We start from the raw sequence: 26,684 nt of genomic DNA on the forward strand, positions 1-26,684 counted from the left end.
GTCATGCGCGGTCGTCTGTTTTGCCTGTTTTCCTGTTTCCTGCTCTCCGCTGCAACCCTCGACACCGCGCAAGCCGTCAGTCTTGCCCAGCAACGCCAGTACTACGACGAAGCCAAGCGCGCCCTGGCCAAGGGCGATAGCGGCCCGTACAAGCGCTACGCCAGCGCCCTGCGCGACTATCCCCTTGAGCCGTACCTCGCGTACGACGAGCTGACCGCCCGTCTGAAATGGGCCAGCAACGACGAAATCGAGAAGTTCCTCGCCGAGCACGGCGACCTGCCCCAGGCCAACTGGATGAAATTGCGCTGGCTACGCTGGCTGGCCGAACGAGGCGAGTGGCAGACCTTCATCAAGTACTACGATCCCTCGATGAATTTCACCGAACTGGACTGTCTCTACGGCCAGTACCAGCTGGGCCATGGCATGCGTGCCGAAGGCTTCGCCACCGCCGAGAAGCTCTGGCTGGTCGGCAAGTCGCAACCGGAAGCCTGCGACCGCCTGTTCGACCGCTGGGCCGCCGAAGGCCAGTTGACCGAGGAAAAGCGCTGGAAACGCGCCAAGCTGGCGGCCGAAGCCCGTAACTATGGGCTGGCCAGCTTCCTGGTGAAGAAGCTGCCGACCCTCTCCAAACAGGGACAGCTACTGGTGGATGTGGCGCAGAAGCCCGAGCTGCTCGGCCAGACCGCCCGCTTCGCACCCGCTGATCGCGCCATGGCCGATGTGGTCGGCCTCGGCCTGCGCCGGCTGGCCCGCCAGGACCCGGAGAAGGCCCTGCCCCTGCTGGATGTCTATGCCAAGCGACTGCCCTTCTCCGCCGAAGAGAAAGTGGCGATCGCCCGCGAGATCGGCCTGACCCTGGCCAAGCGCTTCGACGGCCGGGCATTGCAGGTAATGGCCGAGTACGACCCGGAACTGCGCGACAACACCGTCTCCGAATGGCGTGCCCGCCTGCTGTTGCGCCTCGGCCGCTGGGACGAGGCCCATCAGTTGACCCGGCAGTTGCCCCAGGAGCTTGCGACCAGCAACCGCTGGCGCTACTGGCAGGCGCGCAGTCTGCAATTGGCCCAGCCGCAGAACCAGCAGGCGGTCACGCTTTACCAGCCAGTGGCTGCCGAGCGCGACTTCTACGGTTTCCTCGCCGCCGATCGCATCCAGGTGCCCTACCAGTTGAACAACCGGCCGCTGCCGCTCGACCCGAAAGTCGTGCAGAAGGTGCGCAACACCGCCGGCATCCGCCGCGCCCTGGAATTCCATGCCCGGGGTCAGATCGTCGACGGGCGCCGCGAGTGGTATCACGTCAGTCGCCTGTTCAGCCGCGAAGAACTGGTGGCCCAGGCCCGCCTGGCCTACGACCTCGAATGGTATTTCCCGGCCATCCGCACCATCAGCCAGGCGCAGTATTGGGATGACTTGGAGGTACGCTTCCCAATGGCCTACCAGAGCAGCCTGGTGCGCGAAGCCAGGGCGCGCGGACTGCATTCGAGCTGGGTCTTCGCCATCACCCGCCAGGAAAGCGCCTTCATGGCCGACGCCCGCTCGCCGGTGGGCGCCATGGGGCTGATGCAACTGATGCCGGCTACCGCCAAGCAGACCGCACGCAAGTTCGGCATCCCCCTGGGTTCGCCGCAGCAGGCGCTCAATCCCAACGTCAACATCCAGCTCGGCGCGGCCTACCTTAGCCAGGTGCATGCGCAGTTCGGTGGCAACCGCATCCTCGCCTCCGCCGCCTACAACGCCGGCCCCGGCCGGGTCCGCCAGTGGCTGCGTGGGGCCAACCACCTGGCCTTCGACGTCTGGGTGGAAACCATTCCGTTCGATGAAACCCGCCAGTACGTGCAGAACGTGCTGTCCTATTCGGTGATCTACGGGCAGAAGCTCAACGCACCGCAGCCGCTGGTCGATTGGCACGAGCGGTTCTTCGACGACCAGTGATGCGGGCAGGCGGTTTCTGACGATCCAAGCCACGGCGGGCGAATGAATTCGCCCCTACAGCGCAATCCGGGACCGCCACGCCAGAACTTCCCCTCATCTCACTCCAACACTTCGACGTCCATGCCAACCTCGAGCACGCCGCTGCCGCCGTGGATCAGGTTCTGGCCGAAGTACACCTCGCCGTCACGTTCGCGGTAGGTCTTGAGTGTGGTGAGCGGTTCGCGGTCGGCGCTGCGTTCGCCGGTGCGCGGGTCCATGGAGGTGATGATGCAGCGTGAGCAGCCCTTGGCGACGCGGAAGGTCTGGCCGCCGATGCGAATGCGCTTCCAACTGTCCTCGGCATAAGGCTCGCTGCCCTCCACCACCAGATTCGGCCGGAAGCGCAGCATTTCCAGCGGACGGCCGACCCGCCGCGACAGGTCGTCGAGGGACGCCTGGCCGATCACCATCAGCGGGTAGCCATCGGGGAACGCCACTTTCTCGCCCGGTTCGGCATAGTGCGTATTGACCTGCCGGGCGCGAGCCTCCGGCACGTAGACCAAGCGGCACGGCCGCCCCAGCAGATCGCTCAGCCAGGCCGCCGCGGCATCGCCGGCATCCGGGACCTGCAGCGTATCGCGCCAGATAATCACCCTCCGCAGCGACGCCGTTTCGTCTGGCACGGCGACGCTCAGCGATTCCAGCCCCGGCGCACTCAACAGCAAGCGTTCACTCCCCTGCCAGCGCGCGCACAATTGCGTCATCTGCGGCAGCAGGCGCTGGGTCAGGAAGCGTCCGCTCTCCGCGTCGACCGCCATCCAGCGTCGGTCGCCGACCAGCCCCAGGGCATCCAGCTCCGCCCGTTGCAGGGGCTCGCCGAGGGAGGATTTGAGGGGATAACGATAGAGCGCGGAGAGACGCATGGACCGACTTCCTGTTCAGGCAAAACGCTCTTATACGAGCTGCCCGCCGTCGCCACAAGCCCTTCGCAGAGCCCTCCAAGCGACCAATCAGGTCCCGGCCGCACCGCGCAGCAGCCGGTCACGGATCACATCCACCAGTTTGTCCGGCTGGAACTTGGAAAGGAAACCGTCGCAGCCGACCTTCTTCACCATGGCGTCATTGAAGCTGCCAGACAACGACGTGTGCAGTACCACGTAGAGGTCACGCAGGCGCGGGTCCTGGCGGATCTCCGTGGTCAGACGATAGCCGTCCATTTCCGGCATTTCAGCGTCGGTGAAGACCATCAGCAGCTTGTCGGTCATCACCTCGCCGGTATCGGCCCACTTCTTCAGTTGGTTCAGCCCTTTCAGACCGTCGCTGGCGGTGTGGATCTTCAGGCCCAGTTGGGTCAGGGTTTCGCGCAGTTGTGCCAGGGCGACGCTGGAGTCGTCCACCAGCAGCACCTCGCGGCCACGGGCCTGCTCCAGCAGCGGATCGGCCAGGCGCTCGGCGGAAACCTTCGCGTTGTACGGCACGATCTCCGCCAGCACCTTCTCCACGTCGATGATTTCCACCAGCTTGTCGTCCACCTTGGTGATCGCGGTCAGGTAATGCTGGCGCCCGGCGCCTCCCGGAGGCGGCAGGATGGACTCCCAGTTGAGGTTGAGGATGCGATCGACACCGCCCACCAGGAAGGCCTGCACGGAACGGTTGTATTCGGTGACGATGATGGTGCTGCGCTCATCCGGCACCAGCGGGCGCATGCCGATGGCCTGGGACAGGTCGATCACCGGCAGGGTCTGCCCGCGCAGGTTGACGACGCCGCAGACGTAGGGGTGCCGCTGCGGCATCAGCGTCAGCTTGGGCATCTGCAGAACTTCCTGCACCTTGAACACGTTGATCGCGAACAACTGACGCCCGCTGAGGCGGAACATGAGAATCTCCAGGCGGTTCTCACCCACCAGCTGGGTACGTTGATCCACGGAGTCGAGAATGCCGGCCATCGCCTGCTCCTACAGAAAAAATGAACTGATCGCATCGGGGCGCAAGGCCCGGTAAGGGGTTATCGGCAACGCCCGGAAAAACCACAGCATGGCTTTTAGCCACCATACTCGCCGCTCTCCAGAGTTACCAGCCTCCCCCGGCTCTACGACACGTCATCGGGGCGCCCCTAGGGCCCCCTAGGGGAGCCCCCGATACCGCACTGACGTACCAGCCTCTATCGTTTTGGACATCGTCATTCGAGAGAGACCGTACCCGTGCTCGCCTACTCCGCCCTCTGGCTAGGAATAGCGACCAGCCTCGCCGGGCTGGCCGCCGGCATGCCGTGGCTGACCGGTGCGGGCTGCGCGCTAAGCGCGTTGGCCGCCCTGTTCAATCGCCCACCGAAACCGGCCCATGCGGACCTTCCCCCGGCCACCGACACGCCGCTCGACGCGCCGGCACCCGCCAGCGTCGAGCCGCTGCTGCTGGAAGTGCTGCCGGCCTGGAGCCAGAACCTTGGCCAGGTCCGCCAACTGGTGCAGGACAACATCCAGCGCCTGTTCGAGCGTTTCGCCGGGCTCAGCCAGCGCCTGGACCACACCCTCAACCGCTCGGAGAACGTCATCGGCGGCGGCGGCGTGGCCGACAGCCTGCGCCAGGCCCACCAGCGCCTCGACGAAGTGATCGCCTCCTTCCACGGCGCCAGCGCCCGCAAGAACGAACTGCTCGGCACCATCGCCCACCTGGACAGCTACGCCAGTGAACTGCAGAAGATGTCCAAGCTGGTCCAGGACATCGCCAGCCAGACCAACCTGCTCGCCCTCAACGCCGCCATCGAGGCCGCCCGCGCCGGCGAACATGGCCGTGGCTTCTCGGTGGTCGCCGACGAAGTGCGCAAGCTGTCCAGCCTGTCCGCCGAAACCGGCCAGCGCATGAGCGAGAAGGTCGGCGAGATCAACCAGGCGATCCGCTCCACCGTGACCGCCGCCGAAGAGCTGTCCGGCAGCGAAAAGAGCAACCTCGATTACCTCGACGAAGTCGCTGGCCAGGTGATGCAGCGCCTCAGCGCCAACCTCGACGAACTGTCCGACACCTCCCTGCAGCTGCAGCAGGACACCCGCACCACCCAGGCGGACATCCAGGAAATCATCGTCAACCTGCAATTCCAGGACCGTACCGACCAGATGCTCGACCACTTGCAGATCGACCTTGGCCGCCTGCAGCAGGCCGTGCGCGAGCAGGACGACAGCCTCGCCAACCCCGGCCGCTGGCTGAAGGACCTGCGCGACCGTTTCACCACCGACGAAGAACGCCACGGCAGCCGCCGCAGCGCCTCGCAGAACGACGTGACCTTTTTCTGATTACCCAAGGAGCAACCTGTCATGGCCAAGACCATCCTGATCGTCGACGACTCCCTCTCCATGCGCCAACTGGTGAAGATGACCCTCTCCGGGGCCGGCCACACCGTGATCGAAGCGGTCGACGGGCGCGACGCCCTGACCAAGCTCAACGGGCAGAAGATCAACCTGATCATCAGCGACGTGAACATGCCCAACCTCGACGGCATCGGCCTGGTGAAGGAAGTGAAGGCGCGCAACGAATACCGCTTCACGCCGATCGTCATGCTCACCACCGAGAGCGAGCAGGGCAAGAAGGCCGAGGGCCAGGCCGCCGGGGCCAAGGCCTGGATCGTCAAGCCCTTCCAGCCGCAGCAGTTGCTGGCGGCCGTGGACAAGCTGGCCGGCTGACATGTTCGACGTTCGTCACGACAGCCAGCACCAGCCCGAGCGCCTGGCCCTCGTCGGCAGCCTGACCATCTACGAGGTCAGGCAGGCCCACGAGGCGCTGCTCGGCGCCCTGGTTTCTTCCGCCGAAACACGCCACTGGCTGCTGGACCTCAGCGAGCTGGAGGAGCTGGACAGCGCCGGCGCCCAGTTGCTGCTCGCCCTGCAGCGCCACCTGGCACAGCAACAGGCGCGCCTGGAAGTGACCGGCCCGGCCGGCGAGGTCCTCGGCATGCTCGAACTGCTCCGCTTGCAGCCGCTCTACCCCGACGTGCTGCCGGCGAAGGCCTGATTGGAGACGCCCATGCTCAATGGAGATCAATGGAGCCAACTGCTCCAGGGCTTCATCGAAGAAGCCAGCGACCTGATCAAACAGGCCGAGGAATACCTGCTGCAGCTCGACCAGACGCCTGACGACGAAGACGCCATCAATGGCCTGTTCCGCGCCATGCACACCCTCAAGGGCTCGGCCGGGCTGTTTTCCCTGACGCCCCTGGTCAGCTTCACCCATCACCTGGAAAGCCTGCTGATGGCGGTGCGCGACGGTCAACGCACGCTGACGCCGCCGCTGGTCTCGCTGATGCTGCGCTGCCTGGACGAAGTCGCCTCGATGGTCTCCCTGATCGACGTCGACAGCGGCGAACTGCCGGTGGACGAAACCCACCAGAACGAACTGCTCGCCGCCCTCGCCGAGCACAGCGGGCAGGCCGTGGAACAGATTCCCGCCACCCAGGTCGCCGCTCCTTCCGCCTGTCCGAACCGCGGGCGCCTGGAAAAGTGCGCCAACTGCGATGCCGACGGCGCCTGGCACATTTCCCTACGCTTCCACCCCGACCTGTTCCGCAACGGCTTCGATCCGGCGGCGTTCATCCGCTACCTGAGCCGCCTGGGCGACATCCTGCACCTCGACGTGATCGACGCAAGCCTGCCGTCGTTCAGCGAGATGGACCCGGAAAGCTGCTACCTGGGCCTCGAGATCGACCTTTGCACCGACGCCAGCAAGGCGGAGATCGAAGAAGTCTTCGAGTTCATCCACGACTTCTCCACCCTGCGCATCCTACCGCCGAACAGCGCGCTGGAGGACTACCTGCAACTGATCCACGAGTTGCCGGAAACCGACCAGCGCGTCGGCCGCATCCTAGTCGCCAGCGGCCTGCTCACCGAACACGAACTGGAGCAAGGGTTGGCATTGCAGGCCCAGGCCAGCGAGCAGAAACCGCAGCTCGGCAGCGTCCTGGTCGAGGAAGGCATGGTCGCCCCGCAAGCGGTCAACGCCGCCTTGGCCAAGCAGCAATCGGCGCGCGAGAAGCGCAGCCTGGAAAGCAGCCAGATCCGCGTCGCCGCGCACAAGCTGGACGAACTCATCAACCTGGTCGGCGAGCTGGTGATCAGTGCCGCCGGCGCCCAATTGCGCGCCCAGTCCCATGGCGATGCCGGCTGCGTCGAGACCACCCAGACCGTCAACCAGCATGTCGAACTGATCCGCGAGGCCGCGCTGAAGCTGCGCATGATCGAGATCGGCGACACGTTCAACCGCTTCCACCGGGTGGTGCGCGACGTCAGCCAGCAGCTCGGCAAGAACATCCGCCTGGAAATCCGTGGCGCCGACACCGAGCTGGACAAATCGGTGATCGACAAGCTCGCCGACCCGCTCACCCACCTGGTGCGCAACGCCATCGATCACGGCATCGAATCGGCCGAGGATCGCCTCGCCGCCGGCAAGCCGGCCGAGGGCCAGCTCCAGTTGAACGCCTACCACGAGTCGGGCCAGATCGTCATCGAAGTGGCCGACGACGGACGCGGGCTGAACACCGAGCGCATCCGCCAGAAGGCCATCGACAGGGGTCTGATCGATCCGCAGGCGAATCTCGCCGAGCACGACATCCACGCGCTGATCTTCGCCGCCGGCTTCTCCACCGCCGACAACGTCTCCGACCTGTCCGGTCGCGGCGTCGGCATGGACGTGGTGCGCAGCGTGATCGACGGTCTGCGCGGCAGCATCGAGATCGACTCGGTGCTCGGCGCCGGCTGCACCTTCCGCATCCGCCTGCCGCTGACCCTGGCGATCATCGACGGCTTCCTGATCAGCCTCGGCGAGGAATACTTCGTCGTGCCCCTGGACATGGTCACCGAATGCCTGGAGATGGACGCCGGCCAGCTCGGCGACAGCGCCTATGGCTACCTCAACCTGCGCGGCAAACCCCTGCCGTGCATTTCCCTGGCCGCGCACTTCGACCTGCCGGCCAGCCGCAGCAAGCGCCGCAATATCGTCGTGGTCAACCAGGGCCGGCAACAGGCCGGGCTGGTCGTCGACAACCTGCACGGCGAGCTGCAAACCGTAATCAAGCCGCTCGGCCTGCTGTTCCAGCACCTGCAAGGCATCGGCGGCTCGACCATCCTGGGCAACGGGCAAGTCGCCCTGATCCTGGATATCCCCAGTCTGTTCCGTCATCTGCAAAACCACGTCGAGGCCAGTGCTGGCGATCTTCGTCAACCTCGTATGGACATCAGTGGCTTCTGAGGAGTAACTCCGCCATGCAATTCATCCGCAACCTCAAGATCGGCGTCCGCCTGATCGCTGGCTTTACCCTGGTGGTGATTCTCACGCTCACCGTCGGGCTGATGGGCATCGCCAGCCTGGCGCAGGTCAACGATCTTTCCGACAGCATGTACAACCGCGAGATGCTCGCGCTGAACGACATGCAGAACGCCAACATGCAACTGATCTACGCCGGTCGCTCGATCCGCAGCGCGTTGCTGGCCACCAGCATCGAGGAACGCGACCGCTCCATGGAGCAGGCCCGCCAGGCGTTCAAGAACATGCATGCGTTCATCGACAAGGCCGCCTTCAGCTTCTCTTCGCCGGAAGCCAAGGCTCTGTTCGAAGCCATGAAGGAACCGATGGCCAACTACGAACGCACCGCCAACGAGGTCCTCAATACCCACGCCGCCACCGGCTCGCTCGCCGAAGCCAGTTCGGTCACCACCCTCCTGCCGCGGATGCGCGAAGAAGGCCAGCGCGTGGACGACACCATGACCACCCTGGTGGAGCGCAAGCTGCAACGCGCCAAGGAAGCCAACGACGAAATCACCCGTATCTACCTCTCCTCGCGCACCGAACTGATCGGCCTGGTGGTCATCGCTTCGCTGCTCGGCTTCGCCATCGGCGTCCTCGTCACCCGCAGCATCACTCGTCCGCTCAACCGGGCGGTCAGTGTGGCCGATAGTCTGGCCGCCGGCGATCTCGGGGTACAGGTCGAAGTGGACAGCAAGGACGAGACCGGCAAGCTGCTCGCCGCCATGAAACACATGACCGAGCGCCTGCGTAACATCATCGGCGACGTGCGCAGCGCGGCCGACTCGCTCTCCTCCGCCTCGGAAGAAGTCAGCGCCACCTCGCAGTCCCTCAGCCAGGCTGCCACCGAACAGGCCGCCAGCGTCGAGCAGACCAGCGCCTCGGTGGAGCAGATGTCGGCGTCCATCGCGCAGAACACCGAAAGCGCCAAGATCACCGACGGCATCGCCGGCAAGGCGGCCAACGACGCCGTCGAAGGTGGCCGTGCGGTGCGCGACATGGTGGTTGCCATGAAACAGATCGCCGACAAGATCGGCATCATCGACGACATCGCCTACCAGACCAACCTGCTGGCCCTGAACGCCGCCATCGAGGCCGCCCGCGCCGGCGACCACGGCAAGGGCTTCGCCGTGGTCGCCGCAGAAGTGCGCAAGCTGGCCGAGCGCAGCCAGGTCGCCGCGCAGGAAATCGGCGGCGTGGCGAGCAACAGCGTGCACCTGGCCGAACAGGCCGGATCGCTGCTCGACCAGATCGTGCCGAACATCCAGAAGACCTCCGACCTGGTGCAGGAAATCACCGCCGCCTCGCAGGAGCAGAGCAACGGTGCCGGGCAGATCAACATCGCCATGAGCCAGATGAACCAGATCACCCAGCAGAACGCCTCGGCTTCCGAGGAGCTGGCAGCCACCGCCGAAGAGATGAACGCCCAGGCCGGCCAGTTGCAGGAGTTGATCAGCTACTTCCGCCTCGACGCCAGCAGCGCCCGCGAATCGCACCACACGCCACGCCGCGAGCCGGCACGCAGCGAGGTGGTCCGCCGTAGCGAACGCAAGCCGTCGGCCGCCCATCTGATGGCCGACGAAGGCCAGTTCGTCAGCTTCAACTGAGGACGGGCGCGATGAATCTGCCTCAGATCGTCAAAGCGGAGATGCCGCTGGCGAGCATCCAACACCTGTCGTTCCGCGTGCGCCAGGCGCGCTATGCGCTGCCCATCGAACTGGTTCGGGAAATCATCGAGTACGGGCAGATCACCACCGTGCCGATGATGCCGGCCTTCATCCACGGCGTGATCAACCTGCGCGGTAACGTGGTGCCGGTGCTCGACCTGGCGGCACGCTTCGGCTTCGAACTGACCGAACCGGGCAAGCGCACCTGCATCGTCATCATCGAACTGGAACTGGACGACCAGCAGCAACGCATCGGCCTGGTGGTCGATGCGGTGGACGCCGTGCTCGACATCGACAGCAGCGAAGTAGAGCCGGCGCCGCCGTTCGGCGCCGGCATCCGCACCGACTTCATCGCCGGCATGGCCCGCGACGAACGCGGCTTCACCATCATCCTCGATGTACGGCGGGTGCTCTCGCTCGACGATATCCGCCAGTTGAGCCTTGCCCAACAGGCCAGCTGATGATGTCCAGCAGCCATCTGCCCAAGCTCAGCGACCAGGACTTCCGTTTCCTCCAGCAATTGATGCTGGAGGAATCCGGCATCCGCATGGCCGAGCAGAAGCGCACCCTGATGGCCGGGCGCCTGATGGGCCGCCTGCGGGCCCTGGAGCTGCGCGACTACAGCCAGTACCTGCGCCTGCTGACGCGACCCGAATCGCGCGAAGAACGGCGCACGGTGATCGACCTGCTGACCACCAACGAGACCTACTTCTTCCGCGAACCCCAGCACTTCACCGTGCTCGGCGACTGGGTGGCCGCGCAACGGCGCCCGCTGCACATGTGGAGCGCCGCCAGCTCGTCCGGTGAGGAAGCCTTCAGCATGGCCATGACGGTCGCGGAGAACGCCCGCACCCAGGACTGGTCGATCTTCGCCAGCGACATCAGCCGCCGCGTGCTGGAACGCGCACGCAGCGCCACCTACTCCATTGACCAGGCCGGCCAGTTTCCCCCCGGCTGGCTCAAGCGCTACTGCCTGCGCGGCGTGGAGGAAAGCGAGGGGCTGCTGCGCATCAACCAGCCGCTTCGCCACCGGGTGACCTTCGCCGAGGTCAACCTGATGCGCCCCCTGCCCCAGGAAATCGGCCCGTTCGACGTGATCTTCCTGCGCAACGTGCTGATCTACTTCGCCTCCGAACAAAAACGCGCGATTGCCGTCCGCCTGCTGGAGCGTTTGCGCCCCGGCGGCCTGTTCTTCATCGGTCACGCCGAAAGCCTGCATGGCTTCGACCTGCCGCTACGTACCGTGCGCCCGTCGGTGTTCGAGCGCCTATGACGTTCTTGGATGGAATGCCCCGATGCCTACCGCTCCGTTGATCAAGGTCTTTATCGTCGATGACTCGGCGCTGGTACGCCAGGTGCTGACCGCCTGCCTGGACAACCATCCGGGCATCCAAGTGATCGGCCAGGCCGCCGACCCCCTGTTCGCCCTGGAGAAGATGCGCAAGCAGTGGCCCGACGTGCTGGTGCTGGATGTCGAGATGCCACGCATGGATGGCATCACCTTCCTGCGCAAGCTCATGGCCGAGCGGCCGACGCCAGCGATCATCTGCTCGACCCTCACCGAAGCCGGCGCGGCGGTGACCCTGGATGCGCTGGCGGCCGGTGCCGTGGGCATCTTCACCAAATCCAGGCTGGGACTGCGCGAAAGCCTGCAACAGATGTCCGGCGACCTGATCCGCCAGATCGAGGTCGCCGCTCGCAGCCAGCCCCGTGCGATGCCGCGAAAAGTGGCCGAGCAGCCGGTGCCGGCGAACACGGAGAAACCCTCGCCCGTCAACCTGACCACCACCGACCGGGTGGTGGCGCTAGGCACCTCGACCGGCGGCACCCAGGCATTGGAAGTGGTGCTGCGCCAGTTGCCGGTGGGCTGCCCCGGTATCGTCATCGTCCAGCACATGCCGGAGAAGTTCACCGCCGCCTTCGCCCAACGGCTGAACAGCGTCTGCGCCATCGAGGTGCGCGAGGCCAAACACATGGATCGCGTGCGTCCGGGGCTGGCGCTGGTGGCGCCGGGCGGCAAGCACATGCAGCTCCAACGCAGCGGGGCGCAGTATTTCGTCGAAGTGCTCGACGGCCCGCCGGTGAACCGCCACAAGCCCTCGGTGGACGTGCTGTTCCGCTCCGTCGCACGGCACGCCGGGCACAACGCCCTGGGCATCATCATGACCGGCATGGGCGACGACGGTGCTCGCGGCCTGTTGAGCATGCGCGAGGCCGGCGCACGCACCGTGGCCCAGGACGAAGCCAGTTGCGTGGTGTTCGGCATGCCTAAGGAAGCCCTGCGCATGGGTGCGGCGGACAGCACCGAGTCGCTGCAAGGCATCCCGCGCCTGATCGAGCAGTACGGACGCGCCGATCTCCACGCCGTCGCCCAGGCCGGCAAGCGCTCGGGTTGACCGGCTTTTTCCCCCTCCGACAACGACGTCCGGACAGCCCCGCATCGAAGCCCTGCCAGTCGAACCTGACATCGGCACAGCATCGGCTATCCTGAACTTCGCGTGGCGCCGAAACTCCCTTAAGTCATACGGCCGAAATCACGGCCCCTTCATGCGTCATCGGCCAGCCGCTCACTACGGATCTCCGGGCATTACCCGGCCTCAAAAGGAGCGCTATCCATGTCTGTTCCTGTCCTCTACGCCCCCTTTGCCCCCCCCTTCGACACACAGGCGGCCCGCCCATGACCTGCCGCGTGTTGCTGGCTGACGATCACGCGGTCATCCGCGCCGGCGTGCGCGCGATGATCCAGGACATCGACGACTTCACCATCGTCGGCGAAGCCGAGGACGGCAAGGAAACCGTCGAAATGGCTCGCGAACTGGAGCCCGACATCATCCTGCTGGATATCTCGATGAAGAAAGTCAGCGGCCTGGAAGCCCTGCAAGCGCTCAACCGCCATTCGCCGGAGTGCAAGGTGCTGATCCTGTCCATGCACACCGGCCCGGAAGTGGTGCTCGAAGCCTTGCAGAAAGGCGCCCACGGCTACCTGCTCAAGGATGCCGCCGCCTACGAGCTGCGCCTGGCCCTGGAGGCGGTCCGGCGCGGCGACCGCTACCTCAGCTCGGCTATCGTGCAGCCGGTAATCGAGCAGGCGGTGTCGAAGGTCAACTCGAACGCCGAACACACCCTCACCCAGCGCCAGCTGGAAATCCTCCGCCTGATTACCCGTGGCGAATCGACCCGCTCCATCGCCAACGGCCTGGGATTGAGCGTCAAGACAGTAGAGGCGCACCGGGCGCAGATCATGAAGCGCCTGCAGATCCACGACGTGCCCGGGCTGGTGCTGTATGCCGTGCGAGAAGGGATCATCAGCCCGGACGATTGACCTCTACTGCGGCGCAGGCTCCACCACCTGCAACACCCGACTCAGCACCGGGCAGCCCTCCGGCAGGTGCATGCGCAGCGCCGCCGGCCTGGCATCGAAGCGCAGGTGCGTGCTCTGCATCGGCTCGCCATCGAGATTCAGCGCCAACCCTTCCGGCGCGTCCAATTCGATCCAAGGCAGGCGTGCGCAGACCGACACCGTTTCCAGCCCGAGGATGCCCCCTGAAAGCAGGGTTCCCAGTGTCGCCGGGATGTCCTGTGGCGCCGGCACGATGCAGATATCCAGCAAGCCATCGTCGACCACCGCCTGCGGGCAGAGCACATGGCCGCCGCCGGCCTGCCGGCCATTGCCGATGCCCAGGGCGAGGAATTCCCCCTCCCACTCGAAATCCGGTCCGCGAAAACGGCCGAACGACGCATGGACCTCGGGAAAACGACTGAGGCCGGTGAGGAAATACGCGGCACTGCCCAGCAACTTTTTCAGCTCCTCCGGCGTGTTGGCGGTGATCTTCGAGCCGAAACCGCCGGTCGCCATGTTGAGGAACAGTTGGCCATCCACCTGCCCCAGGTCCACCGGCACGGCGGGCCGATCGAGCACGGCCAGCGCCTCATCCGGCGGCAGCGCCATGCCGGCGGCACGGGCGAAATCGTTGCCGGTGCCCAGCGGCAACAGCGCCAGGCTGGCCTGGCCGCCGGCATTCGCCAGGGCTTCGGCGACCTCGCGCAAGGTGCCGTCGCCGCCCCCGGCGACGATGATCGGATACCCCGCCTGCAACCCCTCGGCCACCAGCCGCTGGGCGTCCCCCGGCTCCCAAGTCAAACGCACCGCCAGATCCCAGCCCTGTTCCCGACGGGTCTGCACCGCCGCGCGCACCTCGTCGTTGGTGGCCTGCTTGCCATGCAGAATCAGCCATGCCCTGCGTTCGCTCATCGTGTTTCCTCTCCCCTGCGGACTCCGCTCCACTGTATTGACAGCGTGGCCGCGCTAAAAGCGCATCGTCATGACGGGTTTCAACAAAACGTAACGCGATCAGGCCGGATAGCCGGTGATCTCACGGATGCTCCGGTACAGCGGGCGCAACTGGCGGTACATGCGTAGGTAGACCTCGCGATAGAGCCGCTGATAGGTGCGCTGCGCCTCGGCATTCGGCTGAAACACCTGGCCCACGCGGGTCATGGCGGCGATGGCGGTGGGAAAATCCCGGTGCAGGCCAAGGCCCACGGCACAGGCGATGGCCGCGCCCAGCCCGGACGTTTCGTAGGTATGCGGCCGCTCCGCCGGCAGGCCGAAGATGTCGGCGGTCAACTGCATCGCCGCATCGCTCTGCGAACCGCCGCCGGAGACGCGCAAACGGCTGATCCGCGTCCCCGAGCGCTGCTCGATACGCTCCTTGCCCTGGCGCAGGGCGTAGGCCAACCCCTCGAGAATGGCGCGGTACAGGTGCGCGCGGCCATGCACGTCGCCGAAACCGATGATCGAGCCTTTCGCCTCCAGACCCGGCTCGCGGATACCGGGGGTCCAGTAGGGTTGCAGCAGCAAGCCCATGGAGCCCGGCGGCACACTGTCGACCAGCTCATCGAACAGCGTCTCCGGCTCGATGCCCAGCTCCAGCGCCTGCTGCATCTCGCGCAGGCCGAACTCCTGCTTAAACCAACTGACCATCCAGAAGCCGCGGTAGATCATCACCTCGGTGTTGTAGCGATCCGGCATCGCCGCCGGATACGGCGGAATCAGCGGAATGGTCTCCAGATAGCGGGTACGGGTGGTGTTGATGGTCGCCGTGGTGCCATAGGACAGGCAGGCGATGTCCGGCTGCTCGCCACCGGCACCGAGCACTTCGCAAGCCTTGTCGGAACCGGCGGCGATCAGCGGCAGCCCTTCCGGAACGCCCAGGTGCCGGCCGGCCTCGGCCGTGATCGCCCCGAGCCGTTCCCCCGGTTTGTGCAAGGTGGGCAGTTGCTCGGGCCGCACCGCCAGCGCCTGCCACTTCCAGTCGCCCGGTCCGGCCCATTTCAGCCGCTTGTAGTCGAACGGCAGGTAGCCCACCGCACAACCCACCGAATCGACGAAGGCTCCGACCAGCCGATGGGTGAGAAAGCCGGACAGCAGCAACACCTTATGCGTCCGCGCCGCCACCTCCGGCTGATGCTGAGCCACCCAGTTGATCTCCGCCTGGCCACGGAAGTGATTCACCGTCGCCTCGGCGCCGATCAGCGTGAACAGCCAACCCCAGGGCCCCTTGATCCGCTCGCGCACCTCGGCCCGGCGTTGGTCCAGCCAGAGAATTGCCGGACGCAGCGGCCGCCCTTGCTCGTCCACATGGATCACCGTGCCGCGCTGGGTGGTCAGCGAGACGCCCTTGATCAGGCGCCGGTCGATATCCACCTGCTGCCACAGCCGCCGACAGGCTTCCCCCAGGCATTGCCAGTAATATTCCGGGTCCTGTTCGGCCCAGCCCGGCTGGGTGGAGTAATACGCCTCCAGCTCCACCCGGCCCTTGCCGATCAGGTTGCCAGCGAGGTCGAACAACAGCGCTCGCACGCTCTGGGTGCCATTGTCGATAGCCAGCAGGTAGCTCGTTCCGCTCAAGACCAATCCCTTTCGTCATTCAAATCAAGGGCGAATTCAGGTGCCCGTTACCTGTGGGAGCGGGCTCTGCTCGCGAATCCGGGCAGCACAACAGCTTCGCCAGCAGAGCTGGCTCCTACGCGAAAGCCGATCTGCGTAGGGGCGAATTTATTCGCCCGGCAAGGGTCGGCTGGGCGAATGAATTCGCCCCTACAGAGGTCTGGCCTTAACCAGAGCCAGGCCATCCGGGAATCAAGACAACGGCTCCTCGCCGTCCGGCAGGCTGTAGCTCCTCCGCCACAGCGCCCGGTACGCCTCTTCCTCGACCTGCCAGCGCGCATCGTCCCAGCCCAGCCGCACCTGGCACAGGGCGCGCACGCGCGGCAACTCGGCAGCGGCACCATTGGCCAGCAGCAGCCCGACGCGGGTGCGGCGCAGCAGCAGATCATCCAGATGCAGCACCAGCTCCCGCTCGCAGGCGAAGGCCAGCTCGGCCCACAGCGTCTCGGTCGTCCCCACCCGCTCGGTGCCAAGGCTCTCGATCAAGCGGACCAAGGCCGGCATCTCCCGTCCATAGCGCCCCATCAGTCGCGCACGCAGAGCCGGAGACAGCATGGGCACTTCCACCGGCGGCACCGGGCCGAACACCGCCCCGCCATCCTCCGCCACCGCTCGCCCCACGAACGGCGCGCAAGCCCGCAACACATCCAGCGCCAGCAGGCGGAAGGTGGTCAACTTGCCGCCGGCCAGGGTCACATGGCCGGGCTCCACCCACAACGCATGCTCGCGATTTTCCGCCGAGGGCGTGCGGTTCAGGTCGCCGTCACTGACCACGGGACGCACACCGGCCCAGGTCGACAGCACGTCGTCCCGCCCGATGTTTGCAGAGGGAAACTCCTGGGCACAGGCGGCCAGCAGGTAATCCACCTCCGTCGGGGTGATGCGCGCTTCGCTATCCAGATCCTCGTCATGATCGAGATCGGTGGTTCCGATCACCGTAGCCCCTTCCCAGGGAAAGACGAACACCGGGCGGCCATCCGCGGCGTGCATGAAGCTGAAGGCATGGGCCAGCGGTAGCCGCCATCCTGGCAACAGCAGGTGACTGCCACGCAGTGGACGAATGCGCGTGCCGTCGGCCGACGGGTGCAGCCGCTCGCACCAGGCACCGGTGGCCTGGGCTACCGCTTTGGCCCGGAAGGTAAAGCAGCGGCCGTTTTCGCGGTCCTCGGCGAGCAGCCCGCAGACCCGCCCCGCCTCGCGATGCAACGTCACCACACGGACGCCGTTCAGCGCCTCGCCGCCCTCGGCCCGAGCCTCGCCGAGCACACGCAGAACCAGCCGGGCGTCATCGGTCACCGCATCGAAAAAGCGCGTGCCGCCGAGCAACCCTTCTTCCCTCAATCCCGGTGCCAGGTACCGGAGTTGTTGCAACGGGTAGTAGAGATGGTTGCGCTTGCCGGCCAGGGCGTCGTACAGCGCCAGCAACCCACCGAACACCCTGGGTCCGGGAAAACCGCCCCGGTAATGCGCCATCAGGAAGCTCAACGGCTCCACCAACCCCGGCGCTTCGTGCAGCAGGCGCTGGCGCTCGCGCACCGAATCGCGGCTGAGACGAAACTGGCCCTTGGCGATGTAGCGCAACCCGCCGTGCACCATCTTCGACGAACGGCTGGAAGTACCCCAGGCGAAATCGCGCTGCTCCAGCAGCAGGCAGCGCCAGCCGCGCCGGGACGCCTCGCGGAGAATGCCGGCGCCGGTGATGCCGCCGCCGATCACCAGCAGGTCCCATTCGCAGGCAGCCAGCTCGGGCAGGGCCGCGTCTCGCCAGGCGGCATTCCAGGCGTTCATGCGTCGCCGTCTTGCAGCAAGGCGCCGGGGTTAAGGCGGCGCTGCGGGTCGAAATGCGCCGCCAGCGCCTGCAACGCCGCCATTCCCAACGGCCCCTTTTCCCTCAGCAGGTAGGGCGCGTGATCGCGGCCGACGCCGTGCTGGTGGCTGATGGTGCCGCGGTTTTCCACGATGGTCCGGCTGGCCGCCTGCTTGAGCCGGCGCCAGCGCTCGTGGGTCGCGGCGTAGCTGGCCGCCGGGCGGAACACATAGGTGGTGTAGAGGCTGGAGCCCTCGCCGTAGACATGGGAAAGGTGGGTAAACACGTGAACCCGCTCGCCCTCCGCCGCCAGGGCATAGCTCAGGCTGCGCTCGACCTTGCGCAGCAACGCATCGACGTTCGACCAGTCGGTAGCCGTCTCCAGGGTGTCCACCGCGTAGCCCGCCTGCCACAGGCTTTCGCGCAGGTACGGGAAGCGGAAACGGCCCTCGGCCCATTTCGCGCCGAGCAGGGTACCGGTGAATACCCCGCCGAACGCTTTCAGCAACTGCCGCGCCTGCTTCAGGGCATTGGCCGTCTGCACGCGGCTACCGGTGACGCCGAAGGTCAGCAGGCATTTGCCGGCGCCCGCGCCGCGCCAGCCCAAGTACTTTTCCAACAGGGCGATACGGCCGGGATGCCCGGCCAGGGCCAGTTGGGTTTCGGTCTCCAGCGCGTTGGACAGGCGCAGCATGGACAGCGGCACCCGCTCCTGGGCCAGGCTGCGCACGGCCTGCAGCGCCCGCGGCCAGTCCGGCAGGAACACCCCGTAGAACGCCTCCCGCTCGGCCAGCCGCGAAACCCGCACACGGACCTCCGAAATCACGCCGAAACGCCCTTCCGAGCCCAGCACCAGTTCGCGCAGGTCGGGACCGGCCGCCGAGGCCGGAAAGGTGGGAATTTCCAGCGGACCGGCGAAGGTTTCCAGAATCCCGCCGGCGAACAGGTGCTCGATCCGCCCGTAGCGCAGGGACTGCTGACCGCTGGAACGACTGGCCACCCAGCCGCCGAGGGTGGAGAGTTCCCAGGATTGCGGGAAATGCCCGAGGGTGAAACCACGGGCACGCAACTGACTCTCAACCTGGGGGCCATTGGCACCCGGACCGAAACGGGCGATCTGGCTCTCTTCGTCCAGTTCCAGCAGGCGGTTCATCCGCTCCAGGGAAAGGCTGACCACCGGCCGGGTCGAGGCTTCGGGGTTGATATGCCCGGCCACCGAGGTGCCGCCACCGTAGGGGATCAGGACCAGATCCTGACGCTCGGCCCAGGCCAGCAGCTTGCGGATGTCCTCGGCGCTCTCCGGGTAGGCAACCCCGTCCGGGAACACACCGAAGTCGCCTTCGCGCATCGCCAGCCAGTCCGGCAGGCTCTGCCCGCGCGCGTGGCGCACCCGGTCCTCGGCGCGGGTGGTAATCAGCGGATGAGCTTCCAGGCGCGAAGCCGGCACACGCGCCAGCACGCTCTCCAGGCTGGCGTCCGGCAGGGGCCGCCCACTGCCGATCCGCGCGGCGAGAAAATCCGCGCCGCCTGCCGGCAGCTCGACCACCGTTGCCTCGTCGCCCCAGCCGTTCCAGCGTCGCATGCCTCACTCCTTGTCCGGAAACCTGATGGCCTGCATAGTAATCGGCCACTGGCCACCGTCACTGTCGGATCGGGCCAGCCCGAGTCGCCAATCACGACAACAAGAACGACTGCATGCACAGCCTCGGCCACACCTCGGTTCCCGCCCTGCTCAAATACCTGCGTCTGGCCGAACACCTCGGCCTCGACCAGGATGCCGCGCTCGCCGCCGCCGGCCTCAGCGCCACCGACCTCGCCGACAACAGCCGACGTGTGTCGGGAGAGGCCCATGAAAGGCTTCTCGGCCACCTGCTCGACGCCTCCGGCGACCCACTGTTCGGCCTGCACGCGGCACGCTTCGTCCAGCCCGGCTCCTGGAGCGTGCTCGGTTACATCACGATGAACTGCGCCACCCTGGGCGAGGCCATGAGCCGCATCGTCCCCTACGAAAAGCTGGTGGGCGACATGGGCGTCAGCCGGGTGGAGGCCGCCGTCGATCATGTGCGGCTGATCTGGACCTGCCGCCACCGGCCTGCGGAAATCCGCCGGCACATGGTAGAGAACGTGCTCGCATCCTGGCTGCTTTACGCCCGCTGGATCGCCGACATGGAGCGCTCGCCACGGGAGGTCTGGTTCGAACACGCGCGACCGGAGGCCGCACCACTCGCGGAGTACGAGGCGATCTTCGGATGCCCGGTGAAATTCGAGCAGAGCTGCAACGCCCTGCTGGTGCCGCTGGAGTACCTGGGGATTCCTCTGCGCCAGGCCGACGCCAACCTGCTGCGCACCCTGGAAGAACATGCCCTGACGCTGATGGCCGGGCTGGACGACGACGAACCGTTGCCGCTACGGGTGAAGAACGCCCTGCGCCTGCTGCTGAAGGACGGCCTGCCGCGCAAGGAGCGCGTCGCCGAGCGTTTCGCCATGACCGTGCGGACCCTGCAACGTCACCTGCAACAGGCCGGCACCAGCTACCAGGAAATCCTCGACCGGCTACGCCAGGAACTGGCCGAGCACTACCTGCTGCGCAGCGACCTGCCGATCCAGGACATCGCCCACTACCTGGGCTTCACCGAACCCCGCTCGTTCCACCGCAGCTTCAAGGGCTGGACCGGCATGACACCGGGGGAATTCCGCGAAAGCCGCCGACAGACTTCATAACCGAGCCTATACGCCGTAGCCCCGGATAAGCGAAGCGCAATTCGAGGGTCGATCTCTCGCACTCATCCCACATAGGGGCGAATTTATTCGCCCACTGGAGCGAAACCCAGGCCTACACCAACACCTCGCTCAACGGAATGAACGTCACCGCATCGCCCTCGGCCAGGGTCGTGCCTTCGCGCACCTCCACCAAGCCATCGGCCCAGGCGACGCTCCGCAGTACCCCGGAGCTCTGGTTGGCGTAGATCACCGCACGACCGTTCTCCAGCCGCGCACGCAAGTATTCGCGGCGGTTGCCTGGTTTCGTCCAGGTGAAGCCGGCCGGCACGCTGAAGCGCAGCGGTGTTACCTCGGCACAACCCAGGCGACGCAGCAGGTACGGGCGGGTCAGCAGGGCGAAGGTCACCAGGGTCGAGGCCGGGTTGCCCGGCAGGCCGATCACCGGCACGCCCCGGTAATGCCCGCAGGTCAACGGTTTGCCCGGCTTGATCGCCAGCTTCCACAGCGCCAGCTCGCCGGCTTCGCGCAGGACTTGACCGAGGAAGTCCGCCTCCCCCACCGATACGCCACCGGTGGACAGCAACAGGTCGACATCGGCCAACTCACCGAGACAGACGCGGGTACGGTCGAGATCGTCCGGCAGGATGCCACCGTCCACCACCTCGCATCCCAGGCGCTGGAGCCAACTGGCAAGCAGGCGGCGGTTGCTGTTGTAAATCTGCCCCGGCCCGAGCGACTGGCCGGGCTCGACCAGCTCGTCGCCGGTGGACAACAGCGCCACACGCGGGCGGCGGCGAACCGTCAGCTCGGCCGCTCCGAGGGAAGCGGCCAGACCCAATTCGATCGGCCCCAGCCGGGTACCGGCATCCAGCACCGTCTCGCCCCGGCGCGTCTCCTGGCCTTGCGGGCGCACGTGCTGACCAGCGCGGATGGCTTCGAGGAAACGCACCCGACCATCGGCCAGGACCTCGACGTTCTCCTGCATCTCCACGCAATCCGCGCCGGCCGGCAACGGGGCACCGGTGAAAATACGCGCGCAGGTGTCCGCTTGCAGCGGCTCGGGGGCCTGCCCGGCGAAGATGCACTGGCTTACCGGCAACGGCTCGCCGGCATCGGCCTGACGCAGGGCGTAGCCGTCCATGGCGCTGTTCGGCCAGGGTGGCAGGTCCAGCCCGGCGACCAGCGGTTCGGCCAGCACCCGGCCCTCGGCGGAAGCCAGCGGCAGGCGCTCGGTCTCCCGGATCGGCGCCGACTCGGCCAGCGCCAGGAGGCGTTCCAGGGCCGTTTCGACCGGCAGCAGGCCAGGCTTGTCGCAGCAGCCGCTCATCCGCGGCTCTCGCAGGGCGCCGCCTGTTTCAGATGCGGGACGAAGTTGCACGGGCGGTGACGGGCGTCCAGTTGCTCGGCGAGGATGCCGTCCCAGGCGGTGCGGCAGGCGTTGGTGGAGCCCGGCAGACAGCACACCAGGGTGCCGTTGGAAAGGCCGGCCAGGGCTCGGGACTGCACGGTGGAGGTGCCGATGTCGGCCACGGAAATCTGCCGGAACAGCTCGCCGAAGCCATCGACGGTCTTGTCCAGCAGGCAGCTCACGGCTTCCGGCGTGCTGTCGCGGCCGGTGAAGCCGGTGCCGCCGGTGATCAGCACCACCTGCACGGTTTCGTCGGCGATCCAGGTGGCGACCTGGGCTCGGATTTTGTAGAGGTCGTCCTTCAGCAGCACACGCGCGGCGAGGTTATGGCCGGCGGCAGTGAGGCGATCGACGAAAAGTTGGCCCGAGGTATCGGTTTCCAGGGTACGGGTGTCGCTGACGGTCAGGACGGCGATGTTCAGCGGGACGAATGCCGCTTCAGCCTTGTGGTTCATAGGCTCGATCCGGTTGTGGGGGAGGCAGACCGGTGTTATATCACAGCCCCCGACTGGAGCGCCGCCCATGACCGACCCGACCGCCCTGCCCCCCTGCTCCGTGCTGCTGCTCGCCGGCGGTCGCGGGCAACGCATGGGAGGCCGCGACAAGGGCCTGCTGGAATGGCGCGGCGAACCGCTCATCGCCCACCTGCACCGCGTGGTGCGGCCGCTCACCGATGACCTGATCATTTCCTGCAACCGCAACCAGGCCCGTTATGCCGCCTATGCCGACCGCCTGGTGACGGATGCCGAGGAGGGCTTCCCCGGCCCGCTCGCCGGCATCCGTGCCGGCCTGGCGGCGGCGCGGCACGACACGCTGCTGGTGCTGCCCTGCGATGCGCCGAAGGTGGATGCCGACTTGCTGCTCGCCCTGCGTCAGGCGGCGGCCGCATACCCTGGGCGCCCCCTGATGCTGCGGCGTGGCGAGCAGTGGGAGCCGCTGTTCTGCGTGGTGCCGAAAATCCTCGTCGACGCCCTCGAACAGGCCTGGCAAAACGGCGAGCGCAGCCCGCGCCACATCTTCTTCGCCTTGGGCACCCAGGCCCTGGATTGCACCGTGGACGACCCGCGCCTGGCCAACCTCAACACGCCGGATTTGCTTTCCGATGAGGGTGAGATGGCCGCCGATCACTGAACTTAAGCAGCAGATCTCCGTCTGATGTCGGTACAGACGTACCTTTTTTACCTAGGAGAGTAGTGATGATTCAACGGACCCTTCCCGCGTTCCTGGTCGCTCTGGGCCTTGTCGCACTGGCTGGCTGCTCCTCGCCGGCAGTGATCACCCTGAATGACGGCCGCGAGATTCAGACCGTCGATCAACCGGAGTACGACGAAGAGTCGGGCTTCTATGAGTTCGAGCAACTGGACGGCAAGCGCGCCCGGGTCAACAAGGACCAGGTACGTACCGTCAAGGAACTCTGAGGCGGTTTCTTTCCCAACCTGAAACAGGGCCCGCTTCGGCGGGCTCTGTCGTTTCCCCGGATTGCGCTGGGGCTTATCCGGGCGACTTCGCTCCCTCTTCGAGACACGCTTGCATCGCCGCCTTGGCCATCTCGATCAAGTAGCCGCAGGCATGGCTCAGATGCTCGTTGTCAGCAGAGCTGGACGATTGAGCGACTAACGCTTCGGCAGCATCCAATAGATAGCAGGCACTTTCCAGAGCGACGGGCAAGGGAATTCCCGCCTGAACGGCGAATAACCGCTGTTCGCCATCGTTGCACGAATGGAAGGAAACAGAGCTAGTGACTAATGAATCGGCATGACTCGTATGCACGGTGAAACTCCTTGAGGAATCGGGAGACCACCACCGTCCACGGCCAAGTGGATGCAGGTGGCAGCTGTACGCGGGTTGGCCGACCGGGCCTCAAGGTTCCCGGCACACCCGTAGGTGTCCCGCGCACAGCCGCCATAACACGCATGCCGAGCAACAAAAAAGCGCCGACAAAGGTAATGGGGCGCTTATGCGCCTTGAGGTATTCGACCGGCCAAGGTCGGTCGCGGATTTTGCCGCGACGGCAGAACTATAGATTCTTTGAGAGGAGATGGGCAAGAAAGGAAGGACACTTACGGATCGTTCCCACGCTCTGCGTGGGAATGCAGCCTCGGACGCTCCGCGTCCGTTGCAGTGAGCGGGACTCTCACGCAGGAGCGTGGTAACCATCAAAACACGAAGCCGCACGAAATTGGCCGAGCCAACCCCAGAAACGAAAAAACCCGCTCAAGGCGGGTTTTTCGTTGGCTTCCGGTACAAGCGGGACAACCGGAAACTCTGTGTTGGTCGGAGCGACTGGATTCGAACCAGCGACCTTCTCGTCCCGAACGAGACGCGCTACCAAGCTGCGCTACGCTCCGAAGATGGCGCGCATTGTACCGAAAAACTTTTGGTTCACAAGGGGTTAGCGAAAAGTTTTTTCTCGCTGCCGGAAAACGGCGCCCACCCTGCGCTCCCGGCGGCAGGTCGCGCGGTCTTCAGCAGTAACGTCGCACCGCGTCCGCCAGATCGGCAGCCAGGCCGGCGCCGGGCGCCCGGGCTTCGTCGCCCTCGCGGTATTTGCCGGTGCGCACCAGGCAGGCCTGGAGTCCGGCCTTTTGCGCACCCAGGACGTCGCCCTCGACGTCGTCGCCGATCATCAGGGCGTCCTGTGGGGCGACGCCGAGGGTGTGCAGGGCGCCGTTGAAAAAGTCCGCCGACGGCTTGCCGAGCACCAGCGCCTGGGTATCCGCCGCATATTCCAGCGCCCGGACGAAAGGTCCGGCGTCCAGCCGCAGCGCGCCACGACTGTGGAAATAGCGGTTGTCGCCCATGGCGATCAGCGGCGCACCTTCGATCAGCAGGTGAAAAGCGCGTTCGAGGTGGGCGTAATCGAAACGCGACTCGGCGTCGCCGACCAGCACCGCGTTGGGTTGCGGCAGGTCGAGCAGGTCGGCGAACTCTTCTTCGAGATTCGGGTGGATCAGGCAGTAGGGCCGCAACCCGTGCGCCGCCAAGTAGCGGCGGGCGGCCTGCGGCGCGCTGAAAATCTGCCCGGGCGACAACCCGAACCCCATGCCGCTGAGCTGCCGGTGGATTTCCGCCGCGGTCAGGCGCGAGGTGTTGGTCACCAGGCGCAGCGGGTAGCCCTTGTCACGTAGCTGGCGCACGGCTTCCACCGCGCCCGGCAACGGTCGGGCGTCCTCATAGAGCACGCCGCTGATGTCGAGCAGTATCGCCTTGGGCATGGCTTCGCCCCTCCTCTGTGCCCTTCAACAGCCATAGCACAGGCGGGGGAAACGCATCGGATCGGCGTTCGGAGCCGGACGAGTGGCTTCAACGCAAAAAGGAAACGACCTGCTCGGCCTCGAACGGCCAATCCAGCTCGGCACCGGTGTCGCAGCGGCGCAGCACCGGAATGCGCAGGCCGTAATCGTCGACCCAGGATTCGCGGTCGGCGATGTCCACCAGTTCGACCAGCAGGCCGTGCTCGACGAAGGGCATCAGGATGGCCTCGGCCTGTTCGCAGAGATGACAGCCAAGGGTACCGAACAGTTGGCATTCGGGAATCATGGGTGCGCCTTGCCGGTGGTGGGAAGGCGCAGTCTAGCATGCCCTGGATCAGGCTTCCGTCGGCGAGACCCCGCCCTCGGCGTCCAGCAGCCCCTGCAACCCATCCAGCAGGCGACCGTTGAGCCGCTCGGCCTTTTCCAGGCGCGGCAGGTCGAAACGTTCGTCGAGGCTGAAGCCACCCTTGAGCAGGTCCTTGAGCATCTGCTTGCCATCCTTAGCGAAGTCATCGGCCGTACGCAGGGCATCCAGCAGGCCCTGGGCGTAATCCAGCAACGCGCCGTTCACCGCGCTGGCGCTCCGTCCACCCTGCTGCGCCACCGTGGCATAGGCATCGGTGGCCTGGCGTACGCTGGTCTGGGTCAGGCGCAGCGACATCGAAGCCAGTTGCTCGCCATCCAGTTCCAGGGCCATGGCACGGTCGAAGGCGCCAGTGAGGTCACCGGAATAGAAGCGATTGGACAGGTCCTGCACCTGGCCGAAGAGTTTCTCCAGGGCGGCCCGTTCGTCATCGTCCAACTCACCGTCGACCTGCACCTGCCAGCCGCCGATCTGCAGGCTGCCGGAGCGGCTGCTGGCAACCGTCGCCTGGCTGTCGCCGTCGCGGGCGATTGCAACGCCGGTCTGCGACCAGTTGGCCGAAGCCTGGGCGACGGAAATCCGCAGGCGATCGCCGTCGCGGGTGGTCACTTCCATATCGAAGGTTTCCGCCAGCGCGGAGAACCGCGAGCTATAGGCGGCGGCCGCACCGCTGCCGGTGGTGGCCGGCGTGGTGGATTCTGCCTGCTCGGGGTCATAGCGCTGGGTCAGATCGCTGAGGCCGTCCTGGATGCGTTTATAGGTGTCGTCGATATCGGTGGCGATCTTGCCGCTCAGCACACCCATGCCATCGAGAATCTTGCGCGCTTCATCGAAGCCCTTCTCGACACCCGAGCGGGCCTGGTCCAGCAGCTTGCGCAGTTCGGTGGTGTCGGAGCCGCTGGCTTCGGCGCTCTTCAGGCGCCCCTCGATGAAACCGAGGATGCGCGTGGCGACTTTCTCCGGCGTGTATTCGTCGGATTTGCCGTTGAGGGCGCCGGGCTCCAGGCCGAGCCGTTCGGCCAGGCGGTTGGCCAGCAGTTTCTGGGCGTCGTCGGCGTTGCGCACCGGGGTCTTGGCGTGCTGCGCCTGGGGGGTACGGGTGGCCGACGGGGTAAGCGTGGTAAGCGGTTTCATCGCAGCGTACCTGGGGACGGGGTATCGACAAGGGTGGCGGCCGGCGGCGACGAAACTTGAGGGGTCGACGGCACAGCGACGACGAACGGACCACCGACTGCCCCGTCGACCGGTATCGAGCCCGCCTATCGCCGGCTGGACGCTGCCGTGGCGCTTCGGCATGCTCAGGTCAGTTTCCAGGGA

At 66.1% G+C, this 26,684-nt stretch carries 25 protein-coding genes and 1 tRNA gene; 13 read left to right on the forward strand and 13 right to left on the reverse strand.

Translation table 11 applies throughout. The features are described 5' to 3' along the window. The first annotated feature begins 3 nt into the window (after positions 1-3). On the forward strand, positions 4-1,932 hold the full coding sequence (locus PIN01S_RS05045; RefSeq protein ID WP_084334053.1) for a transglycosylase SLT domain-containing protein: 1,929 nt from the start codon (positions 4-6) through the stop codon (positions 1,930-1,932). Positions 1,933-2,030: 98 nt separating this feature from the next. Here PIN01S_RS05045 and PIN01S_RS05050 read toward each other — a convergent pair whose 3' ends face one another. Both PIN01S_RS05050 and PIN01S_RS05055 read right to left on the reverse strand, forming a co-directional pair. Beyond that, entirely contained in the window at positions 2,031-2,834 is an 804-nt protein-coding gene (locus PIN01S_RS05050) for an MOSC domain-containing protein (protein WP_084334054.1), read from the reverse strand. Positions 2,835-2,921: 87 nt separating this feature from the next. Beyond that, positions 2,922-3,857: a chemotaxis protein CheV gene (locus PIN01S_RS05055; RefSeq protein WP_084334055.1), complete on the reverse strand. Its 936-nt coding sequence runs from the start codon at positions 3,855-3,857 to the stop codon at positions 2,922-2,924. 318 nt (positions 3,858-4,175) lie between these two features. Between PIN01S_RS05055 and PIN01S_RS05060 the strand changes: the two genes are divergently transcribed. The 9 genes from PIN01S_RS05060 to PIN01S_RS05100 all read left to right on the forward strand — a co-directional run bounded on the left by PIN01S_RS05060 (position 4,176) and on the right by PIN01S_RS05100 (position 13,185). After that, positions 4,176-5,198 (forward strand): methyl-accepting chemotaxis protein, encoded by a 1,023-nt coding sequence (locus PIN01S_RS05060; RefSeq protein ID WP_425287675.1) that lies wholly within the window; start codon positions 4,176-4,178, stop codon positions 5,196-5,198. Positions 5,199-5,219: 21 nt separating this feature from the next. After that, entirely contained in the window at positions 5,220-5,585 is a 366-nt protein-coding gene (locus tag PIN01S_RS05065; RefSeq protein WP_084334057.1) for a response regulator, read from the forward strand. Between the two features lies 1 nt (position 5,586). Next, positions 5,587-5,913 carry an STAS domain-containing protein gene (locus tag PIN01S_RS05070; RefSeq protein WP_084334058.1) on the forward strand — a complete coding sequence of 109 codons (327 nt, stop codon included), beginning with the start codon at positions 5,587-5,589 and terminating at the stop codon, positions 5,911-5,913. Between the two features lie 12 nt (positions 5,914-5,925). Further along, the gene (locus tag PIN01S_RS05075) at positions 5,926-8,142 is read left to right on the forward strand and encodes a chemotaxis protein CheA (RefSeq protein WP_084334059.1); all 2,217 of its coding nucleotides are present in this window, start codon (positions 5,926-5,928) and stop codon (positions 8,140-8,142) included. 14 nt (positions 8,143-8,156) lie between these two features. Continuing rightward, on the forward strand, positions 8,157-9,803 hold the full coding sequence (locus PIN01S_RS05080) for a methyl-accepting chemotaxis protein (protein ID WP_084334060.1): 1,647 nt from the start codon (positions 8,157-8,159) through the stop codon (positions 9,801-9,803). An 11-nt stretch (positions 9,804-9,814) separates the two neighbouring features. Next, positions 9,815-10,324 carry a chemotaxis protein CheW gene (locus PIN01S_RS05085; protein WP_084334061.1) on the forward strand — a complete coding sequence of 170 codons (510 nt, stop codon included), beginning with the start codon at positions 9,815-9,817 and terminating at the stop codon, positions 10,322-10,324. A gap of 2 nt (positions 10,325-10,326) precedes the next feature. Next, complete coding sequence (locus PIN01S_RS05090) at positions 10,327-11,136, forward strand: CheR family methyltransferase (RefSeq protein ID WP_084334457.1); 810 nt, start codon at positions 10,327-10,329, stop codon at positions 11,134-11,136. Positions 11,137-11,158: 22 nt separating this feature from the next. After that, entirely contained in the window at positions 11,159-12,259 is a 1,101-nt protein-coding gene (locus tag PIN01S_RS05095; protein ID WP_084334062.1) for a protein-glutamate methylesterase/protein-glutamine glutaminase, read from the forward strand. Between the two features lie 281 nt (positions 12,260-12,540). Then, a complete protein-coding gene (locus PIN01S_RS05100; protein ID WP_084334063.1) occupies positions 12,541-13,185 on the forward strand; it encodes a response regulator in 645 nt (214 codons plus the stop codon). Positions 13,186-13,188: 3 nt separating this feature from the next. On the opposite strand, the gene yegS is transcribed toward PIN01S_RS05100, so the two are convergent. The 4 genes from yegS to PIN01S_RS05120 all read right to left on the reverse strand — a co-directional run bounded on the left by yegS (position 13,189) and on the right by PIN01S_RS05120 (position 19,202). Further along, positions 13,189-14,115, reverse strand: a complete 927-nt coding sequence (yegS, locus tag PIN01S_RS05105; protein ID WP_084334064.1) for a lipid kinase YegS — start codon at positions 14,113-14,115, stop codon at positions 13,189-13,191. Between the two features lie 99 nt (positions 14,116-14,214). Then, the gene (locus tag PIN01S_RS05110) at positions 14,215-15,774 is read right to left on the reverse strand and encodes an FGGY-family carbohydrate kinase (protein ID WP_084334065.1); all 1,560 of its coding nucleotides are present in this window, start codon (positions 15,772-15,774) and stop codon (positions 14,215-14,217) included. Between the two features lie 231 nt (positions 15,775-16,005). After that, entirely contained in the window at positions 16,006-17,601 is a 1,596-nt protein-coding gene (locus PIN01S_RS05115; RefSeq protein ID WP_084334066.1) for a glycerol-3-phosphate dehydrogenase/oxidase, read from the reverse strand. Further along, positions 17,598-19,202, reverse strand: a complete 1,605-nt coding sequence (locus PIN01S_RS05120) for an FAD-binding oxidoreductase (protein ID WP_084334067.1) — start codon at positions 19,200-19,202, stop codon at positions 17,598-17,600. Before PIN01S_RS05120 ends, PIN01S_RS05115 begins: the two co-directional genes overlap by 4 nt. Before the next feature lie 113 nt (positions 19,203-19,315). On the opposite strand from PIN01S_RS05120, the gene gliR reads away from it, so the two are divergent. Then, complete coding sequence (gliR, locus tag PIN01S_RS05125) at positions 19,316-20,341, forward strand: AraC family transcriptional regulator GliR (RefSeq protein ID WP_084334068.1); 1,026 nt, start codon at positions 19,316-19,318, stop codon at positions 20,339-20,341. Between the two features lie 112 nt (positions 20,342-20,453). Here the strand turns inward: gliR and PIN01S_RS05130 are convergent, their stop codons facing one another. Next, the gene (locus tag PIN01S_RS05130) at positions 20,454-21,668 is read right to left on the reverse strand and encodes a molybdopterin molybdotransferase MoeA (RefSeq protein ID WP_084334069.1); all 1,215 of its coding nucleotides are present in this window, start codon (positions 21,666-21,668) and stop codon (positions 20,454-20,456) included. Continuing rightward, positions 21,665-22,204 carry a molybdenum cofactor biosynthesis protein B gene (moaB, locus tag PIN01S_RS05135; protein ID WP_084334070.1) on the reverse strand — a complete coding sequence of 180 codons (540 nt, stop codon included), beginning with the start codon at positions 22,202-22,204 and terminating at the stop codon, positions 21,665-21,667. Before moaB ends, PIN01S_RS05130 begins: the two co-directional genes overlap by 4 nt. A 67-nt stretch (positions 22,205-22,271) precedes the next feature. Here moaB and mobA point away from each other — a divergent pair, with 67 nt between their 5' ends. Both mobA and PIN01S_RS05145 read left to right on the forward strand, forming a co-directional pair. Next, positions 22,272-22,880 carry a molybdenum cofactor guanylyltransferase MobA gene (gene mobA / locus PIN01S_RS05140; RefSeq protein ID WP_084334071.1) on the forward strand — a complete coding sequence of 203 codons (609 nt, stop codon included), beginning with the start codon at positions 22,272-22,274 and terminating at the stop codon, positions 22,878-22,880. 65 nt (positions 22,881-22,945) lie between these two features. Next, positions 22,946-23,167, forward strand: coding sequence for a YgdI/YgdR family lipoprotein (locus PIN01S_RS05145; protein WP_084334072.1), 222 nt, complete (start codon positions 22,946-22,948; stop codon positions 23,165-23,167). Between the two features lie 73 nt (positions 23,168-23,240). Here PIN01S_RS05145 and PIN01S_RS05150 read toward each other — a convergent pair whose 3' ends face one another. From PIN01S_RS05150 to PIN01S_RS05170, 5 genes are all read right to left on the reverse strand, one after another. Further along, a complete protein-coding gene (locus PIN01S_RS05150; protein WP_169715789.1) occupies positions 23,241-23,519 on the reverse strand; it encodes a DUF3077 domain-containing protein in 279 nt (92 codons plus the stop codon). Positions 23,520-24,020: 501 nt separating this feature from the next. Next, positions 24,021-24,097: transfer RNA gene (locus tag PIN01S_RS05155), tRNA-Pro, on the reverse strand. 117 nt (positions 24,098-24,214) lie between these two features. Then, on the reverse strand, positions 24,215-24,964 hold the full coding sequence (locus tag PIN01S_RS05160) for a TIGR01458 family HAD-type hydrolase (RefSeq protein WP_084334074.1): 750 nt from the start codon (positions 24,962-24,964) through the stop codon (positions 24,215-24,217). Positions 24,965-25,052: 88 nt separating this feature from the next. After that, positions 25,053-25,289 carry a glutaredoxin family protein gene (locus PIN01S_RS05165; protein WP_084334075.1) on the reverse strand — a complete coding sequence of 79 codons (237 nt, stop codon included), beginning with the start codon at positions 25,287-25,289 and terminating at the stop codon, positions 25,053-25,055. 48 nt (positions 25,290-25,337) lie between these two features. Further along, a complete protein-coding gene (locus PIN01S_RS05170; RefSeq protein ID WP_084334076.1) occupies positions 25,338-26,501 on the reverse strand; it encodes a DUF5610 domain-containing protein in 1,164 nt (387 codons plus the stop codon). Between the last annotated feature and the right edge of the window lie 183 nt (positions 26,502-26,684).

The organism is Pseudomonas indica NBRC 103045, assembly GCF_002091635.1.
In the GTDB taxonomy this organism is placed as follows: domain Bacteria; phylum Pseudomonadota; class Gammaproteobacteria; order Pseudomonadales; family Pseudomonadaceae; genus Pseudomonas_M; species Pseudomonas_M indica.

Bases quoted from the DNA above. Each gene is read 5' to 3' on its own strand.
- PIN01S_RS05130 (WP_084334069.1), bottom strand. From the start codon at position 21,668: ATGAGCGGCTGCTGCGACAAGCCTGGCCTGCTGCCGGTCGAAACGGCC.
- PIN01S_RS05100 (WP_084334063.1), top strand. From the start codon at position 12,541: ATGACCTGCCGCGTGTTGCTGGCTGACGATCACGCGGTCATCCGCGCC.
- mobA (WP_084334071.1), top strand. From the start codon at position 22,272: ATGACCGACCCGACCGCCCTGCCCCCCTGCTCCGTGCTGCTGCTCGCC.
- PIN01S_RS05070 (WP_084334058.1), top strand. From the start codon at position 5,587: ATGTTCGACGTTCGTCACGACAGCCAGCACCAGCCCGAGCGCCTGGCC.
- PIN01S_RS05090 (WP_084334457.1), top strand. From the start codon at position 10,327: ATGTCCAGCAGCCATCTGCCCAAGCTCAGCGACCAGGACTTCCGTTTC.
- moaB (WP_084334070.1), bottom strand. From the start codon at position 22,204: ATGAACCACAAGGCTGAAGCGGCATTCGTCCCGCTGAACATCGCCGTC.
- PIN01S_RS05055 (WP_084334055.1), bottom strand. From the start codon at position 3,857: ATGGCCGGCATTCTCGACTCCGTGGATCAACGTACCCAGCTGGTGGGT.
- yegS (WP_084334064.1), bottom strand. From the start codon at position 14,115: ATGAGCGAACGCAGGGCATGGCTGATTCTGCATGGCAAGCAGGCCACC.
- PIN01S_RS05075 (WP_084334059.1), top strand. From the start codon at position 5,926: ATGCTCAATGGAGATCAATGGAGCCAACTGCTCCAGGGCTTCATCGAA.
- PIN01S_RS05115 (WP_084334066.1), bottom strand. From the start codon at position 17,601: ATGAACGCCTGGAATGCCGCCTGGCGAGACGCGGCCCTGCCCGAGCTG.
- PIN01S_RS05080 (WP_084334060.1), top strand. From the start codon at position 8,157: ATGCAATTCATCCGCAACCTCAAGATCGGCGTCCGCCTGATCGCTGGC.
- PIN01S_RS05060 (WP_425287675.1), top strand. From the start codon at position 4,176: ATGCCGTGGCTGACCGGTGCGGGCTGCGCGCTAAGCGCGTTGGCCGCC.
- PIN01S_RS05065 (WP_084334057.1), top strand. From the start codon at position 5,220: ATGGCCAAGACCATCCTGATCGTCGACGACTCCCTCTCCATGCGCCAA.
- PIN01S_RS05120 (WP_084334067.1), bottom strand. From the start codon at position 19,202: ATGCGACGCTGGAACGGCTGGGGCGACGAGGCAACGGTGGTCGAGCTG.
- PIN01S_RS05160 (WP_084334074.1), bottom strand. From the start codon at position 24,964: ATGCCCAAGGCGATACTGCTCGACATCAGCGGCGTGCTCTATGAGGAC.
- PIN01S_RS05165 (WP_084334075.1), bottom strand. From the start codon at position 25,289: ATGATTCCCGAATGCCAACTGTTCGGTACCCTTGGCTGTCATCTCTGC.
- PIN01S_RS05095 (WP_084334062.1), top strand. From the start codon at position 11,159: ATGCCTACCGCTCCGTTGATCAAGGTCTTTATCGTCGATGACTCGGCG.
- PIN01S_RS05085 (WP_084334061.1), top strand. From the start codon at position 9,815: ATGAATCTGCCTCAGATCGTCAAAGCGGAGATGCCGCTGGCGAGCATC.
- gliR (WP_084334068.1), top strand. From the start codon at position 19,316: ATGCACAGCCTCGGCCACACCTCGGTTCCCGCCCTGCTCAAATACCTG.
- PIN01S_RS05170 (WP_084334076.1), bottom strand. From the start codon at position 26,501: ATGAAACCGCTTACCACGCTTACCCCGTCGGCCACCCGTACCCCCCAG.
- PIN01S_RS05045 (WP_084334053.1), top strand. From the start codon at position 4: ATGCGCGGTCGTCTGTTTTGCCTGTTTTCCTGTTTCCTGCTCTCCGCT.
- PIN01S_RS05050 (WP_084334054.1), bottom strand. From the start codon at position 2,834: ATGCGTCTCTCCGCGCTCTATCGTTATCCCCTCAAATCCTCCCTCGGC.
- PIN01S_RS05145 (WP_084334072.1), top strand. From the start codon at position 22,946: ATGATTCAACGGACCCTTCCCGCGTTCCTGGTCGCTCTGGGCCTTGTC.